The 17,408-nt window shown below is 71.9% G+C and carries 15 protein-coding genes; 5 read left to right on the top strand and 10 right to left on the bottom strand.

The window, feature by feature from the left end:
- Positions 1-12: 12 nt before the first annotated feature.
- The 3 genes from doeA to CXH06_RS08495 all read right to left on the bottom strand — a co-directional run bounded on the left by doeA (position 13) and on the right by CXH06_RS08495 (position 3,699).
- Complete coding sequence (gene doeA, locus CXH06_RS08505) at positions 13-1,242, bottom strand: ectoine hydrolase (RefSeq protein WP_114854748.1); 1,230 nt, start codon at positions 1,240-1,242, stop codon at positions 13-15.
- Positions 1,242-2,501, bottom strand: coding sequence for an aspartate aminotransferase family protein (locus CXH06_RS08500; protein ID WP_114854747.1), 1,260 nt, complete (start codon positions 2,499-2,501; stop codon positions 1,242-1,244). Before CXH06_RS08500 ends, doeA begins: the two co-directional genes overlap by 1 nt.
- Positions 2,502-2,712: 211 nt before the next feature.
- Entirely contained in the window at positions 2,713-3,699 is a 987-nt protein-coding gene (locus CXH06_RS08495) for a LysR family transcriptional regulator (protein ID WP_114854746.1), read from the bottom strand.
- Positions 3,700-3,856: 157 nt separating this feature from the next.
- Here CXH06_RS08495 and CXH06_RS08490 point away from each other — a divergent pair, with 157 nt between their 5' ends.
- The gene (locus CXH06_RS08490) at positions 3,857-4,936 is read left to right on the top strand and encodes an NADH:flavin oxidoreductase/NADH oxidase (protein ID WP_114854745.1); all 1,080 of its coding nucleotides are present in this window, start codon (positions 3,857-3,859) and stop codon (positions 4,934-4,936) included.
- A 34-nt stretch (positions 4,937-4,970) separates the two neighbouring features.
- Here CXH06_RS08490 and CXH06_RS08485 read toward each other — a convergent pair whose 3' ends face one another.
- Entirely contained in the window at positions 4,971-5,555 is a 585-nt protein-coding gene (locus CXH06_RS08485) for a MarR family winged helix-turn-helix transcriptional regulator (RefSeq protein ID WP_114854744.1), read from the bottom strand.
- 100 nt (positions 5,556-5,655) lie between these two features.
- Here CXH06_RS08485 and CXH06_RS08480 point away from each other — a divergent pair, with 100 nt between their 5' ends.
- Both CXH06_RS08480 and CXH06_RS08475 read left to right on the top strand, forming a co-directional pair.
- Complete coding sequence (locus CXH06_RS08480) at positions 5,656-7,851, top strand: MMPL family transporter (protein ID WP_114854743.1); 2,196 nt, start codon at positions 5,656-5,658, stop codon at positions 7,849-7,851.
- Between the two features lie 77 nt (positions 7,852-7,928).
- Positions 7,929-8,813 (top strand): formyltetrahydrofolate deformylase, encoded by an 885-nt coding sequence (locus tag CXH06_RS08475; protein WP_114854742.1) that lies wholly within the window; start codon positions 7,929-7,931, stop codon positions 8,811-8,813.
- A 26-nt stretch (positions 8,814-8,839) separates the two neighbouring features.
- Here the strand turns inward: CXH06_RS08475 and CXH06_RS08470 are convergent, their stop codons facing one another.
- A complete protein-coding gene (locus CXH06_RS08470; RefSeq protein ID WP_198684047.1) occupies positions 8,840-9,547 on the bottom strand; it encodes a helix-turn-helix domain-containing protein in 708 nt (235 codons plus the stop codon).
- A 30-nt stretch (positions 9,548-9,577) separates the two neighbouring features.
- Between CXH06_RS08470 and CXH06_RS08465 the strand changes: the two genes are divergently transcribed.
- On the top strand, positions 9,578-10,816 hold the full coding sequence (locus CXH06_RS08465) for an MFS transporter (protein WP_114854740.1): 1,239 nt from the start codon (positions 9,578-9,580) through the stop codon (positions 10,814-10,816).
- 28 nt (positions 10,817-10,844) lie between these two features.
- Here the strand turns inward: CXH06_RS08465 and CXH06_RS08460 are convergent, their stop codons facing one another.
- A complete protein-coding gene (locus tag CXH06_RS08460) occupies positions 10,845-11,465 on the bottom strand; it encodes a response regulator transcription factor (protein ID WP_114854830.1) in 621 nt (206 codons plus the stop codon).
- The gene (locus CXH06_RS08455; protein WP_157975673.1) at positions 11,462-12,712 is read right to left on the bottom strand and encodes a sensor histidine kinase; all 1,251 of its coding nucleotides are present in this window, start codon (positions 12,710-12,712) and stop codon (positions 11,462-11,464) included. Before CXH06_RS08455 ends, CXH06_RS08460 begins: the two co-directional genes overlap by 4 nt.
- A 122-nt stretch (positions 12,713-12,834) precedes the next feature.
- On the opposite strand from CXH06_RS08455, the gene CXH06_RS08450 reads away from it, so the two are divergent.
- Complete coding sequence (locus CXH06_RS08450; RefSeq protein WP_114854738.1) at positions 12,835-14,178, top strand: acyltransferase family protein; 1,344 nt, start codon at positions 12,835-12,837, stop codon at positions 14,176-14,178.
- Here CXH06_RS08450 and CXH06_RS08445 read toward each other — a convergent pair.
- Genes CXH06_RS08445 through CXH06_RS08435 form a run of 3 tightly spaced genes read right to left on the bottom strand, consistent with a single transcriptional unit; the run spans position 14,091 to position 17,313 of the window.
- Positions 14,091-14,984 (bottom strand): carbohydrate ABC transporter permease, encoded by an 894-nt coding sequence (locus tag CXH06_RS08445; RefSeq protein ID WP_114854737.1) that lies wholly within the window; start codon positions 14,982-14,984, stop codon positions 14,091-14,093. The genes CXH06_RS08450 and CXH06_RS08445 overlap by 88 nt on opposite strands.
- Positions 14,981-15,922: a carbohydrate ABC transporter permease gene (locus tag CXH06_RS08440; RefSeq protein ID WP_114854736.1), complete on the bottom strand. Its 942-nt coding sequence runs from the start codon at positions 15,920-15,922 to the stop codon at positions 14,981-14,983. Before CXH06_RS08440 ends, CXH06_RS08445 begins: the two co-directional genes overlap by 4 nt.
- Complete coding sequence (locus CXH06_RS08435) at positions 15,919-17,313, bottom strand: extracellular solute-binding protein (protein WP_114854735.1); 1,395 nt, start codon at positions 17,311-17,313, stop codon at positions 15,919-15,921. Before CXH06_RS08435 ends, CXH06_RS08440 begins: the two co-directional genes overlap by 4 nt.
- Positions 17,314-17,408: the final 95 nt, after the last annotated feature.

Below are 17,408 nucleotides of genomic sequence, written 5' to 3'. Positions count from 1 at the left end.
TCCTCTCGTGGCTCAGCCGGGCTGCGTGCTGGGCCGGGCGCCGTGGGGGACGCCCAGCACCGAGGGCGCTCCGGACGCCGACGGCGCATGGACGGTGAACTCCTCGGCCAGGGTGAACAGCGACTCGCAGCCGTCCTCGGTGACGTGGAGGGTGTCGGAGATGCCCACGGTCCGCTCCCCGTCCACGCCCCACATCCAGGGGATGACGTGGAAGACCATCCCCTCGGCCAGCGGGGTGGGGTCGTCGGCGAGCAGGGAGAGGATGTAGCCCTCGTCCCAGCTGGGCGGGAAGGCGATCCCGAGCGAGTAGCCCGCGCGGGTGACCAGGCGCGCCCCGAGGGTGTTGTCCTCGATGATCTCCCGCACCAGGGCGTCCACCGCCCCGACGCTCATCCCCGGTGCCATGACGGCGCGCAGCTCGGACAGCGCACGGCGCATCGTCTCCTGGGCCTGGTGCATCGAGTCCGTCATCGGGGTGTTCAGGACGGTGCGCATGAGCGCCGCGTGATAGCGCCGGTAGCACCCGCCCACCTCGAGGAAGACGTGGTCCCCGGGCTCGATGACGCGCCCCTCCCAGGTGGCGTGGCCGATCATCGTGCGGGGTCCGGAGGCGATGTACGGCATCACCGCGGGGAACTCGCCGCCGGCGCGGAACATGGCCGCGGAGACCTCCGCGGCCACCTCGTTCTCGCTCACCCCCGGCATGGCCGCCTCGAGCCCGGCGATCATCCCCGCCTGCGCGGCCGCGGCGGCACGGCGCATCACGGCGATCTCCGCGTCCGACTTCCGCAGCCGCCCCTCCTCGACGATGCCGAAGCAGTCCACGAGCCCCTCGCCGAAGGCGTCGTGGAAGCGGTCCTGCTGGTAGGCGGGGAAGTAGTAGCTGTTGCGCTCGTAGCCCACCCGCGCATCGCCCAGGCGATGGTCACGCAGCGCCTTGACCAGATCGAGGATCGCGTCGCCGGTGTCCGGATAGGCCCGCGAGTGCTCGAGCCAGGTGCGCTCGATGACGTTGGACTCCTCCATCGCACGGGTCAGCATCAGCGGTTCCGTCTCCAGCGGGACGATCAGCGCCTGGAAGAAGGAGTAACCCGTGGTCTGGTAGTCGGTGAGGTACATGAGGTTCTCGGGATCGGTGATGATCACCGCGTCGAGATCACGGTGCGCCATCCGCGTCCGCAGCTCCCGCAGGCGCCGCGCGTACTCCTCCGGCGGGAACGTCATGTCCGTCCGGCGGCGCATCAGTCCACCTCCAGCGCCGCGGCGAGCGCGCCGTCCAGCAGGTCCAGGCCCTCGGCGAGATCGGCCTCGGAGATCGTCAGCGGCGGGATCAGCTTGAGCACCCGTCCCCCGCTGCCGCAGGGACCGATCAGCAGGCCGGACTCGAAGGCGGTTCGCTGCACGCGCGCCGCGAAGGCGCCGTCACCGGTGTCCAGGGCCTGCATCATGCCGCGCCCCCGCACCGTCCATCCGCGCTCACGGTGCGCGGCGGCCAGCTGCTCGAGGCGCTCGCGCATGATCTCGCCCTTGGCCAGCACCCCGGCGAGGAAGGTCTCGTCGGTGAAGTGATCGAGAGCCGCGGCACCGGCGACGAAGCTGATGCCCTGGCCGCGGAAGGTGCCGGTGTGGGCGCCCGGGGACCAGTGGTCGTCGATCTCGGGCTTGTTGAGGTTCATGGCGATCGGGGTGCCGAAGCCGCCGAGCCCCTTCGCGAGGGTCACGATGTCCGGATCGAGGTCCATCCCGTCGAAGGAGAAGTAGTGCCCGGTGCGGCCCACGCCGGCCTGGATGTCGTCGATGATGAACAGCGCGCCGACCTCGCGGGCGAGGTCCTGCAGCTCGTGCAGCCATGAGGCGCTCGCCACGTTGACCCCTCCCTCCGCCTGGATCGTCTCCACCAGGAAGGCAGCCGTCGGGGTCTGCCCGCTGGAGGGGTCGAGCAGGGCGCTGCGATAGTCGGCGAGAGCGGTGCGGCCTCCGGGAGCGGTCTCGAAGGGCAGGCGCACCACGTTCTCGAGCGGCACCCCGGACCAGCGGCGGAAGGCCTCGTTGCCGGTCGCGGCCAGCGACCCCAGGGTCATCCCGTGGAAGCCGTGGCTGAAGGCGACCACCTCGCGCCGCCCGGTCGCGGCCCGGGCCAGCTTCAGCGCGGCCTCGACGGCGTTGGACCCGGTGGGACCCATGAACTGCATCCGATGGTCCATGCCGCGCGGGGCGAGCACCACCTCGTGGAAGCGCTGGATGAAGGCCCGCTTGGCCGTGGTGTAGGTGTCCAGGCTGTGCACCACCCCGTCGGCCTCGAGGTAGTCGATCACCGCGCGCTTCATCACCGGGTCGTTGTGCCCGAAGTTCAGCACCCCGGCCCCGGCGAAGAAGTCGAGATAGCTGCGTCCCTCCTCGTCGACCTGTCGGGCCCCGGACGCGGAGGCGAACACCGTGGGGTAGGCACGGCTGTAGCCGCGGATCGTGGACTCGTGCTGCTCGAAGACTGTGGTGTCCATGTGCGGCCTCACTTCGCTGCGAGGGCGACCCGGTCCGTCCCAGCCGGCTCCCGCGCCGAAGGCCGCCCGGTCCGGCGCTCGGGACCCGCTGGCTCGACCTTCACCCGGCGCAGGTCACCCCGTCAAGACTCCCGCCGGGGCGAGTTCTCCGCGTGACCTCGCGTCCCAGGTCATGGGCCGATATCGGAGCCGGCCGAGGCGGCCGCGCCGCTCACCGCACGGTCGAGGAGCGCGGCTCGTCCCAGCAGGCCGCGTCGGCGCGCAGGGCGTCGCGCACCCGGAGGACGTCCGCCGCGGTCACCGCGCCGGGCCGCCGGACCAGGAACAGGGTGTTCAGCGGACCGTCGCAGGGGTCGTCGAGCGGGACCAGTCGGCCCGTGGCCAGGTGCTCCGCGCACAGTGTCCGCGGCAGCACGCTGTAGCCCGCACCGCGGACGACGGCCGCGGTGACGTCGTGCAGACTGGGCACGGTCAGGGCGGGACCGATCGGCGGCTGCTGACGCCCGAAGACCGTGCGCCAGTAGCGGCGCACGATCGGCATGTCCTCGGTGCAGCCGACCAGCGGGACCTCCCGGAGAGCCTCGCAGAGCCGGTCCTGCTCCGGGGGGAGGCGCTTCGCCCAGGTGGGGGCGGCGACCAGGAGATGCTCCTCATCGGCCAGCGAGAACACCTCGAGCGCCCGTCCCCGCGGACGGCGCGTGGTGATGACCAGATCGTGCCGCCCCTCGCGCAGCTCCTCGAGGAGGTCGTCCGTGGCCCCCTGGGTCAGACGCACCTGCACCCCTTCGGCCACCAGAGGGGCGATCGCCGGCAGCAGCCGGGTGCAGAGCAGCTCGGAGGGGCCGGCCAGCCGCACCGGTGCGGCCCGTCCGCCCGCGGCGCAGGCGCCGTCGTCGATCGCGGCCAGGGTGTCCAGCGCCCCGGCGACCCGGGCGGCGAGGCCCTGGGCGTACGCGGTGGGGACCACTCCTCGGGGGCGCCGTTCGAACAGCTGGTGGCCGGTGTGCTTCTCGAGCGCACGGATCTGGGTGGTGACGGTGGGCTGGGAGAGGCCGAGAGCGGGCGCGGCCGCGGTGAAGGATCCCGCCCGATGGACGGCGAGGAAGGTGCGCAGCAGGTTCAGATCGGCCGTGCCCGCACCGGCACGCGGCGCGGGATCCTCGGGACTGGCCAGGGCAGGGCGGAGGAGCTCGGTCATCCCGGGATCCTACTCCTCCCGCCATCGGTGACCCTATACGTGCTATCGGACTTGCTATTGGTGACGCGATGGCGACCGTCGTAGATTGGCGCGCGTCGACACCGGAGCGGCCCCGCTCCCGGGGCCCTCCGTCCCTTCGAGACCAAGGACCCCTGATATGACCCATGCCCTCTTCGATCCCCTCACGCTGCGCGACCTCGAGGTCCGCAATCGGATCTGGGTCCCCCCGATGTGCCAGTACTCCGTCCACGAGCGTGACGGCCGGGCCACCGACTGGCACCTCATGCACTACGGCGCGCTCGCCCGGGGCGGAGCCGGCGCGGTCATCGTCGAGGCCACCGGCGTGGTCCCCGAGGGGCGGATCGCCCCGCAGGACCTGGGCCTGTGGAACGACGAGCAGCGCGAGGCCCTCACCCCGATCGTCGAGCTGGTCCACAGCCAGGGGGCGGCGATCGGCATCCAGCTCGCCCACGCGGGCCGCAAGGCCTCGACCCATCCCGAATGGGGCACCGGGGGCGAGGGCAGCCTGAGCGCACAGGAGGGCGGCTGGGAGACCGTCGCCCCCTCGGCGATCGCGTTCCCCGGGCTGGAGACGCCCCGCGCCCTGGACGCGCAGGGCATCGAGGAGGTCGTCACCGCCTTCGCCGACGCGGCCGGGCGCGCGGCCGAGGCCGGGTTCGACCTGGTCGAGATCCATGCCGCCCACGGCTACCTGCTGCACGAGTTCCTCTCCCCGCTGTCGAACCGGCGCGAGGACGAGCACGGCGGATCGCTCGAGAACCGCTCCCGCCTCCTGCTGCGCGTCGTCGATGCGGTGCGGGCCCGGGTGGGCGAGGCGATGCCGGTGCTGGTCCGCCTCTCGGGCACCGACTGGGTCGAGGACGGGCTGAGCGTCGAGGAGGTCGGCGCGGTGGGCGCCCTGCTGAAGGAGCACGGGGTCGACCTGCTGGACATCTCCAGCGGCGGGAACATCACCCCGGCGCCGATCCCCGTCGGCCCCGGCTACCAGGTCCCCCTGGCCACCGCGGTGCGTGCCGCGAGCGGCCTGCCCACCGCCGCCGTCGGCATGATCTCGGAGCCCTTCCAGGCCGAGCAGATCCTGGCCACGGAACTCGCGGACGTCGTGCTGATCGGCCGCGAGCTGCTGCGGGATCCGAACTTCCCGCTGCACGCCGCTCGCGCCCTGCGCCACGACGGCGCGTACATCCCCCCGCAGTACGCGCGCGCCCACCGCTGAGGCCCGCCGCGAGGTGCGGCCGTCCCCGGGCCGCTCAGTCCGGGGGCGGCTGGGCCCAGTCGATGTCGGCGAGCGAGAGCTCGTCGGCGAGGTCGTCGAGGAAGCCGGTCACGACCTCGCGCTCCGCAGGGCTCAGCCGCTGCGCCACGATCGCCTTCCGGGCGTGCATCGCACCGAGGGTGCGCAGCGCCGCCGCGCGGGTGGCGGGCGTGATGGCGATGACGAGGGCACGGCGGTCGGAGGGATGGCGGGACCGGCGCACGTGCCCCGCGTCCTCGAGCCGGTCCAGGAGCTTGGTGGTCGAGGCGCTGGAGATCCCGAGATGCTGGGCGATGAGGCCCGGTGTGGCGAGGACGCCGGTGTTCTCGCAGACGATCAGGTGGTGGAGCGCACGCATGTCGGTCTCACCCAGCGCCATGTACTCCTGCGAGGCGTCCCGGAGCGCCTTCTCCGCGCTGCGCCACCGGGACATCGCCCCCATCAGCGCGTCGATCTGCGCGATGTCGCTCTCGGTGAGCCCCGCACGATCGACGAGCTCCGCCGCAGGGTCGCTCGCGGAGAGGCTGTAGATCGACTGCTCCCCGCGCCCGGACGGCGATCCCCCTTCTGCGCTGCTCATGATCCGAGCATAGCGAGGATCCTTCGCTCCCCTGATAGCTAGCCAGGCTAGCGATCTGTGCGACACTGCTCTCGACGCCCCTCCGGACGAAGGACCCCCGATGACTGCCGACGCCGCTCCCACCGGTCCCACGCATCGCCGCGCCCCGCGCCGGGGACCGCGACTGCTGCGGATCCTCCTGCCCGCCGTGCTGATCCTGATCTGGGTGGCCGCCGCGGGCATCGGCGGCCCCTATTTCGGACGCGTCGACGAGGTCTCCTCGAACGACCGCACCGCGTACCTGCCCGCATCCGCCGACGCCACCCGGGTCGCCGAGGTCTCCGGCGAGTTCACCGGCTCCGAGGCGATCCCCGCGATCATCGTGATCACCTCCGAGGGGGAGATCACCGAGGAGCAGCTCGCCGCGGTCGGCACCGCGCTCGACGGGATCGCGGAGATCGACGGGGTCGAAGGGGAGATCTCCCCGCCGCTGCTCTCCGAGGACGCCCTCGCGGTGCAGGCCTTCGTGCCGATCGACGCCGAGGCGGACATCGGCGCGGTGATCGAGGAGATCGACGCCGCTCTCGCCGACTCCCTCACGGCAGGGCTGACCCCGTACGTCACGGGGCCGGCCGGCTTCTCCGCCGATCTCTCCGCGGCCTTCGCCGGGATCGACGGGCTGCTCCTGGCCGTCGCCCTGGCCGCGGTGCTGGTGATCCTCGTGATCGTCTACCGCTCGGTGCTGCTCCCGCTGCTGGTCCTGACCACCAGCATGGTCGCGCTCTGCGTCGCCCTGCTGACCATCTGGCACCTGGCGGCCGCCGACGTCCTGCTGCTGTCCGGACAGACCCAGGGGATCCTGTTCATCCTCGTCATCGGCGCGACCACCGACTACTCGCTGCTGTACGTCTCCCGCTATCGCGACGAGCTGCGCCGCACTCGAGGGCGCTGGCCGGCCACCGTCCGGGCCCTGCGCGGCTCCCTCGAGCCGATCCTCGCCTCGGGCGGCACGGTCATCGCGGGCCTGCTGTGCCTGCTGCTGTCCGATCTGCGCTCCAACAGCACGCTGGGCCCGGTGGCCGCCATCGGCATCCTGTTCGCGATGGCCTGCGCGCTCACCTTCCTGCCGGCGATGCTGGGCCTCGCCGGGCGGGTCGCCTTCTGGCCGCGCCGCCCGCGCTACGATCCGCAGGCCCCGGAGGCGAGCTCCGCTCCCGCCGCGCAGGGGGGCTGGGGGTCGGTGGCGCTCGCCGTGGCCCGACGGCCCCGCCGACTGTGGGTCCTCACCGCCGTGGTGCTCGGGATCGGGTGCCTGGGCATCACGCAGCTCGAGGCCGACGGGGTGCCGCAGTCCGAGCTCGTGCTGGGGGCGTCGGCCGCCCGCGAGGGACAGGTCGCCCTCGGCGAGCACTTCCCGGACGGCGCCGGCTCCCCCGTGCTGGTGCTGACCGACGAGGACGCGGCACCGGAGGTCGCCGAGGAGCTGCTGGCCGCCGAGGGCATCGACACGGTCGCGATCACCGCCGCGGACTCCCCCAGCGGCACAGCGCCGGTCACCGCCGAGGGGATCACCCCCGTCGGCCCGCCCGGGACACCCGCGCCGGAGCCGACGGTGATCGACGGACAGGTCCTCCTCCAGGGGACGCTCGCGGACGCTCCCGATTCCGCGGCCGCGGAGGACACGGTCCGCGCACTGCGGGCGGCCTTCGAGGACGACGGTCTCGACGCCCTGGTGGGCGGGGTCACGGCCACCTCGCTGGACACGAACGACGCCTCCGCCCACGACCGCACGCTGATCATCCCGGTCGTGCTCGTGGTGATCACGCTGATCCTCATGCTGCTGCTGCGCGCGATCCTGGCCCCGCTGCTGCTGATCGCCGCCACGGTGCTCTCCTTCGGCACCGCGCTGGGGCTCTCCGCCGTCCTCTTCGAGCAGGTGCTGGGCTTCCCGGGCGCCGATCCGGCGGTGCCGCTGTACAGCTTCGTCTTCCTCGTGGCGCTCGGCATCGACTACACCATCTTCCTCATGACCAGGGTGCGCGAGGAGGTGCCGGAGCACGGGACGCACGAGGGCGTGCTGCGCGGGCTGGCCGTCACCGGCGGGGTCATCACCTCCGCAGGCCTCGTGCTCGCGGCGACCTTCGCGGCGCTCGGGGTCATCCCCATCCTGTTCCTCGCCCAGATCGCCGTGATCGTCACGATCGGCGTGCTGCTCGACACCTTCGTGGTGCGCACGCTCCTCGTGCCCGCCCTCGCGCTGGACCTCGGGAAGGTCATCTGGTGGCCCTCGCGGCTCTGGCGCTCCGGCGCGCCCTGAGCAGCGTGACGAGCAGCTCCCCCGGGCGGGCTCCGGTCGCGCGGCACCGGCGACGGCGAGGACTCTAGACTTCCGTCATGAGCAGTCTCGACCTCGCCCCGCAGTCCGCCGCCTCGCAGACCGAGTACGTCCTCACCGTGGTGTGTGCCGACGGTCCGGGCATCGTCCACGCGGTGACCGGTGCGATCGTCGAGGTGGGCGGCAACATCACCGAGAGCCGGCAGTTCGAGAGCGGGGCCACGCACCGCTTCTACCTGCGTCTGCAGGTCGTCACGAGCGCCTCGGCAGAGGAGCTGGAGGCGGCCCTGGCCCCGGTGGTGCGCCGCTTCGCCCTCGAGCACCGGATCGACGTCGTGGGACGCCCGGTGCGCACCCTGGTGCTGGGCTCCACCGCGAAGCACTGCGTCAACGACCTCCTGTTCCAGGTCGACGGGAAGAACCTGCCGATCGAGATCCCGCTGATCCTCGCCAACCATCCCGTGCTCGCCCCGCTCGCGGAGTTCTACGGCGTGCCCTTCGAGCACCTGCCCACGAAGGGCGAGGGCGCGAAGGCCGCCTTCGAGGATCGGGTGCGGGAGGCGGTCGCCGAGCACGACATCGAGCTGGTGGTGCTCGCGCGGTACATGCAGATCCTCTCCCCTGCGCTCTGCGCGGAGCTGGCCGGGCGCTGCATCAACATCCACCACTCCTTCCTGCCGGGATTCAAGGGCGCGAACCCGTACCGCCAGGCCCATGCCCGGGGCGTGAAGCAGATCGGCGCGACAGCCCACTTCGTCACCAGCGATCTCGACGAGGGTCCGATCATCGAGCAGGACGTGACGCGCGTGGACCACACCCGCTCGCCGCAGGAGCTGATGACGATCGGTCAGGACGCCGAGGTGCGCACCCTGCGCCAGGCCGTGGCCTGGTTCGCCCAGTCCCGAGTGCTGCTGGACGGGACCCGCACGGTCATCTTCCGCTGAGTCCGGTGCCCCGGAGCGCGCGGGGATCACCGGGGCATGGGCAGCACGGCTCCCATGACGAGATACGGGTGGCGGGTGCCGGAGGGTCCTGCGGACCCCGCCCTCTGCAGCGCCTCCTCGAGCGCCTCACGCAGCCGGCGCTGCACCAGCGACGCCTGTTCCTGGTCCAGCCACAGCACGGCATCGGCGAAGACGACGGGGCGCCCCTGTGCCGTCGTGGTCGGCAGGAGGTCGGTCCCCCAGGGATGCCCCGCGCTGTTCAGTGCGATGATCCTGTCGTGCTGCCCGGCGTCGAGCAGCGCCGCGGTGTAGGCACGGGAGAGGTCCTCGACGATCGGCCGCGAGTAGACGTCCACACGCTGCCGGAGGTCGTCGTACCGCATGGCGGAGACCGGCACCCGGTACCCGTCATGACTCGCGCGGTACACCTTGATCGCCCGACCTCGGCGCGGTCTCGTCGCGACCACCCGGAGGAGGCCGGCGTCGAGCATCCGGCGCACCCGATACAGCAGCGCGTTCGGCGTCACCTCGAGCTCGGAGGCGACCTGGCTGATCGTCACCTCCCGTCCCATGAAGGGTCGGAGGAACCGAACGCGTGCGGGATCGGTGAGGATCTCCACCTGGGCCGGATCCCGCACCACGTGGAGGGCCTCGAGGTCGATGTCGTCCCACGCGGCACGTGGTCCCTCGTCGACGTCGCGCCGCGGCTGTCTGGGTGAATCGGGGTCTACCATTTCACCCAGGGTAGACGCGACTCTCCGTCCATGCCCCCACAGAGTTTGCTGCGCGACCGCCGGATCGCCCTCGTCTGGACCGCCGGGCTGATCGCCTGGCTCGGCAACCATGCCCTGTTCGTCGTGATCCCCTTCGTCGTCTTCGACGGGACCTCCTCACCCGGGGCCACGGCACTGGCCGTGCTCGCCTCCGCACTGCCGCCCGTGCTGTGCGGGCAGCTGGCGGGCGTCGTCGCAGATCGCTGGGATCGTCGTCGCGTCCTGCTGGTCGCGAACCTCGGCCTGACGGCGCTGACGCTGGGGTTCCTGGGGGTCGACGCCTGGTCGTGGATCGCGGTGCTCGCCTTCGTGCGCAGCTGTGTGGGCCAGCTCGTCGGGCCCGCCGAGCACGCGCTGCTTCCCGAGCTGGCGCCGCCCGGCCGCCTGGGTGAGATCGCCAGCCTCAACACGCTCAACAACACGCTCGCCCGCCTCGCGGGCCCTGCGGCCGGCGGCGTGCTCCTGGCCCTGTCGGGATTCGCCGGAGCCATCGGATTCGTCGCCGCCTGCCATGCCCTCTCCGCTGCGCTCATCGCCCTCCTCCCTCACCGCGCCCCGCCAGAGGCCGGGGTGCTCCGGGATCGGGGGATGCTGGCGCGGTGGCGGGAGGGCGCGGCCGCGGTGCGCGGCCATCCGGGCCTGCGCGCTCTCGTGCCCGTCGTGGCGGTGATGGCCTGCGGGGAGGGGTTCGTCTCCGCGCTGCTGGTGCCCTACGCCCGCGACTACCTCGACGCCGGGCCGGAGGTGGTGGGGCTGCTGCTGTCGGTCCAGGCGATCGGCGGCGTCCTCGGAGCCTGGTGGTCGACCCGGGCGGCGGACCGGCACGACCCGATGCGCCTGCTCTCGGGGGCTGCGCTCGCGGTAGGTGCCCTGATGATCGTCCTGTTCACCTACCCGCTCGCCCACCCCGTCCTCTGGCCGGCGGTGCTGATCGTCATGGTCGCCGGCGCTCCTTTCGCCGTCATCGCCGCCATGCAGGGGACGCTGCTGCAGACCGGGAGCGCACCGGTGCTCCGCGGGCGCGTGTTCGGTCTGTTCTGGGGCGTCGCCTCGCTCCTGCAGATCGTGGGAATCACCGTCGCCGGGATGCTCGGAGAACGGTTGGGCAGCGGAGTCGTGGTGCTCGACGGCGCCGCCTACGTCCTCGCCGGGGTGCTGGGATGCGTCGCCGTGCGGCGGCTCAGGCGCGGTCCGGAGCGGGGCGCGGAGGAGGCCACCTTCCCACCGTGACGACGACCTCGGCGCGAGGCTCCCGGGTTCACACCAGCCCCAGCTCCCACGCCGTGCGCACCGCGGAGGCCCGATCGCCCACCCCCAGCTTCTCGTAGACGTGCATCAGGTGGGTCTTCACCGTGGCCTCGCCGATGCCCAGCCGTGTGGCGACCGCCCGATTGGTGCAGCCGTCGGCCACCAGACGCAGCACCTCTGCCTCCCGGGTGCTGAGCCGCGCGCGGCCGCTGCGCGCTCCGGCGAGGACCGCGAGCGCCGCAGGGCTCAGCACCGCGCGGCCGGCGGCGAGATCGAGGACGGCGCGGATCACCTCGTCGCGCCGGGTGTCCTTGAGGAGATAGCCGTCGGCCCCGGCCTCGAGGGCGCTGCGGATGTCACGGTCGGTGTCGTAGGTGGTCAGCACCAGGATGCGGGGTGTGCTGCGACCGTCGGCCCGCAGCGCGCGGATCGCCTCGGTGCCGCTGGTGCCGGGCATCCGCAGGTCCATGAGCACCACGTCGGGCTCGGTCCGTGCGATCAGGTCGAGGGCCTGCCGGCCGTCCTGCGCGGTGCCCACCACGTCGATGCCGTCATCGGCACCGAGCATCGCGACCAGGCCGTCGCGGACCACGGGGTGGTCGTCCACCACCACGGCGCGCACCGGGCTCATCGGGGCAGCCTGGCCGTGATCGTGCATCCCGCCCCCGGCGCGGTCCGGACCTCCAGCTCACCGCCGGCGCGGCGGGCGCGCTCGGCCATGTTCGCCAGGCCGTGACCGCGCGGTGCGGCCGAGGCGTCGAAGCCCCGGCCGTCGTCCTCGATGCGGAGCACCCGGACCTCCGCGTCGCCCCCGAGGTGCACGGTGACCGCCCCCGCCCCGGCATGGCGGGCGATGTTCGCCAGCGCCTCCTGCGCGATGCGCAGCAGCACGTCGTCGTGCCGTCCCGTGCGCGGCGCGTCGTCGACGTCGACGGTGGCGACCACGCGGTACGTCCGTGCCCAGCGGGCGACCAGGGCAGCCAGCGCATCGGCCGCGTCGGCCCCGCTCAGCTGGTGCGGGGCGAGTCCCTCGACAGCGCGTCGCGCCTCGAGCAGGCAGTCGCGGGCCGCCTCCTCGGCCACACCGATCCGGTGCCGGGCGGCCCCGTCGACGCCCTGTCCGACGGCCTCGAGCTGACGGATCACCCCGACCAGGCCCTGGGCCACGGTGTCGTGGATCTCGCGGGACAGACGTCCACGCTCCTCCTCGACGCCGGCCTCCCGTGCCCGGGCCAGCAGCTCCTCCTGCAGCCGGGCGTTCTCCCGATGCATGCGCTCGATCTCGCGCACGGCCTGCTCGCGCTCGTCCAGGGCGCGCTCCCGATCACCGGCCAGCACCATCATCCCGGCGGCGACCACCAGGTTCACGACGGCGAGGGCGACGAAGAACCAGACCTCCGCGACCACCACCCGGATCCCGCCCAGCTGCCCCACCGCGCACAGCAGCGCCGTCGCGACCACGACGAGACGGCCGGTCGTCCCGGTGAGGAAGCGCGCGGAGTCGATATAGCCCACGAAGGCGTAGATGCAGGTCATCGGATTCAGCAGGGTCGAGATCGCGACGAGCATCAGGTGCAGCGGGTACAGAGCGGTCAGAGCCCGCGAGCCGCGACCGGTGCCGACGAGGGTCCGCTCCAGCAGCCACCGGGTGCCCAGCAGCAGGAGCGCCGGGATCAGGGACCACGCGACATGGACCGTGGACAGCCAGGTCTGGGAGGCGATCCAACCCGCTCCCCAGGAGACCGGCACCAGCATCGGCGGCAGCCAGACCTCGAGCAGCTCCCCGAGTCGGCCCGTCCGCGCGGGACCGGGTCTCCGGGGCCCGGCATGCTCGGAGCTCTCGACCCGCCAGGGCGCGGGGGCGCGGAGTGTCACCATGGCCACCAGTGTTCCGCCGGACGCAGCGCGGCACCAGAGGCCCGGCATCCACTGATCAGGGGATGGCCTCTCCTCCGATCGGGCGAGGCGCTCGGGCGCTCCTCCTCCCTACGCTCGTGGCCATGACCTACGACTCTCCCCCGACTCTCCGAGCTCCGGCGCACTCCGGGACGCCGTCGCGGAGACTGCACCATCTCGATGCCCTGCGCGGCGGCGCCCTCCTGCTCGGGGTGCTGCTGCACGCGCTGATGCCCTTCGCCCCCGGCGGGCTGTGGCTCGTCCCCGACAGTCGCAGCTCGTGGACCGCCCTCGGTGCCGTCGCCGTCATCCATCTCTTCCGCATGACCCTGTTCATGATGCTCGCCGGGTTCTTCGGCCACATGGTGCTGCAGCGGCGCGGGGTCGGCGCCTACCTGCGCGACCGGATGCTGCGGATCGGGCTGCCGCTGGTGGCCTTCTGGCCCGTCCTCTTCGCGCTGATGATCGGAGCGCTCGTCCTGAACGCGGTGGTGAACGGCGGTCCCGTGGGACCCCCGGAGCAGGCGTCCGCCACCGGCGGTGGGCCGCTGGCCCTGCCCACGATGCACCTGTGGTTCCTGCTGCTCCTGCTGGAGATCGTGCTCGTGGTGGTCACCCTGCGGGCCGTGCTGGTGCGGATGCTCGGCCGGGAGCGCGCTGAACGGCTCGCCGGGCGGATCGGCGAGGCGCTCGCCGCCCCGTACGGCCTGGTCCTGGTGGCGATCCCCTACGTGCTGGGCCTCCTGGCGCAGGACGGGACGCCGATGAGCATCACCGAGCCGTACACGCTGATGCCGGTGGCCGGAGCGAGCATCGCCTACGGCGGGGCCTTCCTCGCGGGCTGGTTCCTGCGGGCGGCTCCCGGAGCGCTGGAGGCTCTGGAGCGGCGGTGGATCCCGTACCTGGTGCTCGCCGTGATGCTGAGCCCGGTGGTCCTGCTCGACCCGGGCAGCCTGCCGCCGCTCGTCACGGCCGTGCTGACGGGTCTGGCCGGCTGGGCGTGGGTGTACGGCCTCCTGGGCCTCGCCGCGCGGGTGATCCGCCGGGAGATCCCCGCGGTGCGGTACCTCTCCGACTCCTCCTACTGGATCTACCTCCTGCACTTCCCCCTGCTGCTCCTGGTGGAGGTCCCGCTCGCCCAGCTCGCCCTGCCGATCCCCGTCAAGCTCGCGATCACCCTGGCGGTGGTGATGACGATGCTGCTGCTCTCCTACGACCTGCTGGTCCGCTCCACCTGGCTCGGGGCGTGGCTCAACGGGCGGCGGCGGCCCCGCGCCCTGCGGCGCCGGGGTCCGACGGACCGGCCACCGACGACCGACGGGTCCGCCCCGGAGGACGGACCCGTCGCGACGACCGGCTCTCAGCTCTTCACGCCGCCCGCGGCGGCGAAGCCGCGGCCCAGGGTCCGCCCCAGGAACAGGTACAGCGCGACCACCGGCAGCGAGTAGAAGATCGAGAAGGCGGCGAGCTGGCCGTAGGCGACCTGCCCGTACTGGGAGGAGAAGGTGTAGAGGGTCACCGCGGCCGGCAGCTTGTCCGGGCTCAGCAGCAGCATGAAGGGCACGAAGAAGTTGCCCCACATGTTCACGAAGGTGAAGATCGTCGCGACCGAGAGGCCCGAGCGCATCAGCGGCAGCACCACGGACCACAGGGCGCGGTAGACCCCGGCGCCCTCGGTCCAGGCGGACTCCTCGATCTCCACCGGCACGCCGTCCATGAACCCCTTGGTGAGGAAGATGGCGTACGGCAGCGCGCTCGCACCGAGGAACAGGATCGCCCCGCCCATCGAGTCGATGAGGTTGACCTGCACGAAGAGCGCGTACACCGGGATCATGATCGCGGTGATCGGCAGCCCGGTGGAGAAGATGATGGTCAGCAGCAGCGGACGCTTGGCGCGGAAGCGATAGCGGGAGAGCGGGTACGCGCACAGCACGGCCGCGACCATCGTCACGATCGTCGCCCCGACGCACAGCACCAGCGAGTTCCACAGCGGGCGGAACGTCGTCTCCGCGTTCCAGATCGCCTGGAAGTTGCCCAGGCTCCAGGTCTCCGGCCAGGCCACCGCCAGGGTCGCCTCGGTGTCGAACGAGGCCAGCACCACCCAGAGCAGAGGCACGATGAAGGCCGCGCCGATGAGGGCCATCGCCACGGAGCTCGCGACGGTGCTGGTGCGCCGACGGGACCCGCCCCCGGAACGGCGCCGGGACGGCCCCTCCCCCGCGGTGGTGGTCGTGGTGGTCGAGGTGGTCGTCATCGCTTCTCCTCCTCCGGCAGCAGGCGCAGGTAGACCAGGGAGGCGGCCGCGCCGATCAGCAGGAGCAGCAGCGCCACGGCGGTGCCGTAGCCCAGCTGCCCGTACGAGAAGGCCTGCTCGTACATGTACAGGGGCAGGGTCTGGCTGCGCTGAGCGGGACCACCGCCGGTCATGATGAAGATCAGGCCGAAGACCGAGAGGGTCTGCAGCGTGATGAGCATCAGGTTGGTCGCGATCGCGGGCCGGAGCATCGGCACCGTGATCGACCAGAAACGCCGCATCGGCCCGGCCCCGTCGAGCGCGGCCGATTCGTAGATGTCGCCGGGGACGGCGCTCAGCGCCGCGGAATAGACGAGCATCGAGAACGCCGTGCCACGCCAGATGTTCGCGAAGGCCACCGCGAGGATCGGCAGCGAGACCAGCAGGTTCTGCGGGGGGATCCCGACCGCGGTGAGGATCCCGTTCAGCGACCCCTCCGCCGTGAAGAAGGTGTACAGCAGATAGCCGGCGACCACCTCGGGCAGGATCCACGCGGCGATCACCACCGAGGTCATGAGGAAGGTGACCACGCGGTTCGCGCGCTCCATGAGGAGGGCGAGGATCATGCCCATGAGGTTCTGGCCGATCACCGCGGAGATCACGGTGAAGACGAGGGTCAGGCCCACCGAGTTCCAGAAGCCGGGGTCGGTGAAGGCCTCGATGAAGTTGTCGAACCCGACGAAGCTGGTCTCCGCCGCACCGGCGCCGCGGATCGCGCTGTCGGTGAACGCGAGGTACACCGAGTAGAGGATCGGGCCCAGCAGGAAGAGGATCAGCAGGGCGAAGGCGGGCCACATCGGGACCGAGCGCAGCATCGTCAGGCCGTTGCCGAGCTTCCCCGGGGTGCTGCCCCCGCCGTGCCCGACCGTCGGGGCGTCCTGGGTGGTGCCGGTGCTCATGAGGCTGCCTCCTGCACGTTCTCCTGGCCGACGATGTCGATGACCGACCGGTCGTAGCTCGCGGCGGCCTGCTCGGGCGTGCCGCTCATGGTCATCACCGTCTCCATGGCCTCCTGGATGGCGGAGGACACCTCCGGATACTCGGCGAAGGCCGGCCGGTAGTGCGCCGTCGGGAGCAACGAGGTGAAGAACTCCGCCGTGGGCGAGTACGTCTGGTACTCCTCGACCTCGGCGACGTCGGCACGGACCGTGATCTGGTTGTCGTCGATCGCACGCTGCACCGTGTTCTCGGTGGTCAGCAGGTACTCGATGAAGCTGCCGGAGATCTCGGGGTCCGTCGCGTACTGCGGGATCGTCCAGCTCCATCCACCGGCCAGGGTGGTGGTCCCCGGCGCCTGCCCGTTCTGCGTGGGCATCTCGGCCACTCCCATCAGCTCGGTCCATTCCGGCCAGTGGCCCGCGGCGCCCTCCGCCCAGTTCTGCGAGATCCAGGACCCGTCGATCAGCATCCCGAGCCTGCCCTCGGGCAGCATCGAGCTGTAGATGCTCTCGCCGATGTTGGGGTCCAGGCTCTGGCCGAGCGACAGGGTCAGGTCCTCCTCGAAGACCGTGCGCAGGAAGGCGAGCGAGTCGATGAATCCCTGGGAGCCGACGATCCACTTCTCGGCATCGCGGTCGTAGAGGGTGTCCTCGGTGCCGTAGAGCAGCATCTCGAAGCCCTGCATGGAGGCCTTCTCGCCCTGCGGCATCCCGGAGAAGAGGAACAGGGGGGCGACCTCGTCCCCCAGCTCCCGCTGCAGGGTGCGCGCGGTCTCGAGGATGTCCTCCCAGCTGCCGGGAGCCCAGTCCTCGGGCAGGCCGGCGTCGGCGAAGACCCCCTTGTGGTACCAGATCCCGCGGGTGTCGGTGTGCGTCGGGACCGCGTACACGTGCCCGTCGGGGGCGGTGACCGCCTCCTGCGAGGTGGGGGCCACGTCGTCCCAGTGCTCCCAGCCCGCCACGAAGTCGTCCATCGGCAGCAGGTACCCGGCGCCGACGTCGGACATCAGGATGAAGGTGTCCTCGTAGACCAGATCGGGGCTGGTGCGCGGGGAGGACATCAGCAGCTCGTTCTTGGTGAAGTAGTCGTTCTCCGCGGCGACGATCGGGACCAGCTCGATCGTGCGCTCGGGGAAGTCCGCCGTGTAGTCCTCGGCGGTGCGCTGGATCCACTGCTCCATCAGGGTTCCCGATCCGAACTGCTGGAACGCGATACGCAGGGTGTTCGGGTCGCGATCGCTCCCCGAGCAGCCGGCGAGGGCGCTCAGCGGGAGCAGGGTCGCGACCCCGGCGGAGATCCGCAGGAAGGTGCGTCGGTCCGGCGGGCGCCGGAGTGACTGTCCACGGGACACAGAGGCCTCCTCATCGACGTTGACGAGCCCCGAGAGTAGACCCCCGCAGTGTGCTGCGTCGCACTCGACACCCCGCCTTTGTGGCGCAGGTCATG

It is taken from the genome of Brachybacterium sp. YJGR34, assembly GCF_003347015.1.
GTDB lineage: Bacteria > Actinomycetota > Actinomycetes > Actinomycetales > Dermabacteraceae > Brachybacterium.
This window is presented reverse-complemented; position numbering and strand designations above follow the sequence as displayed.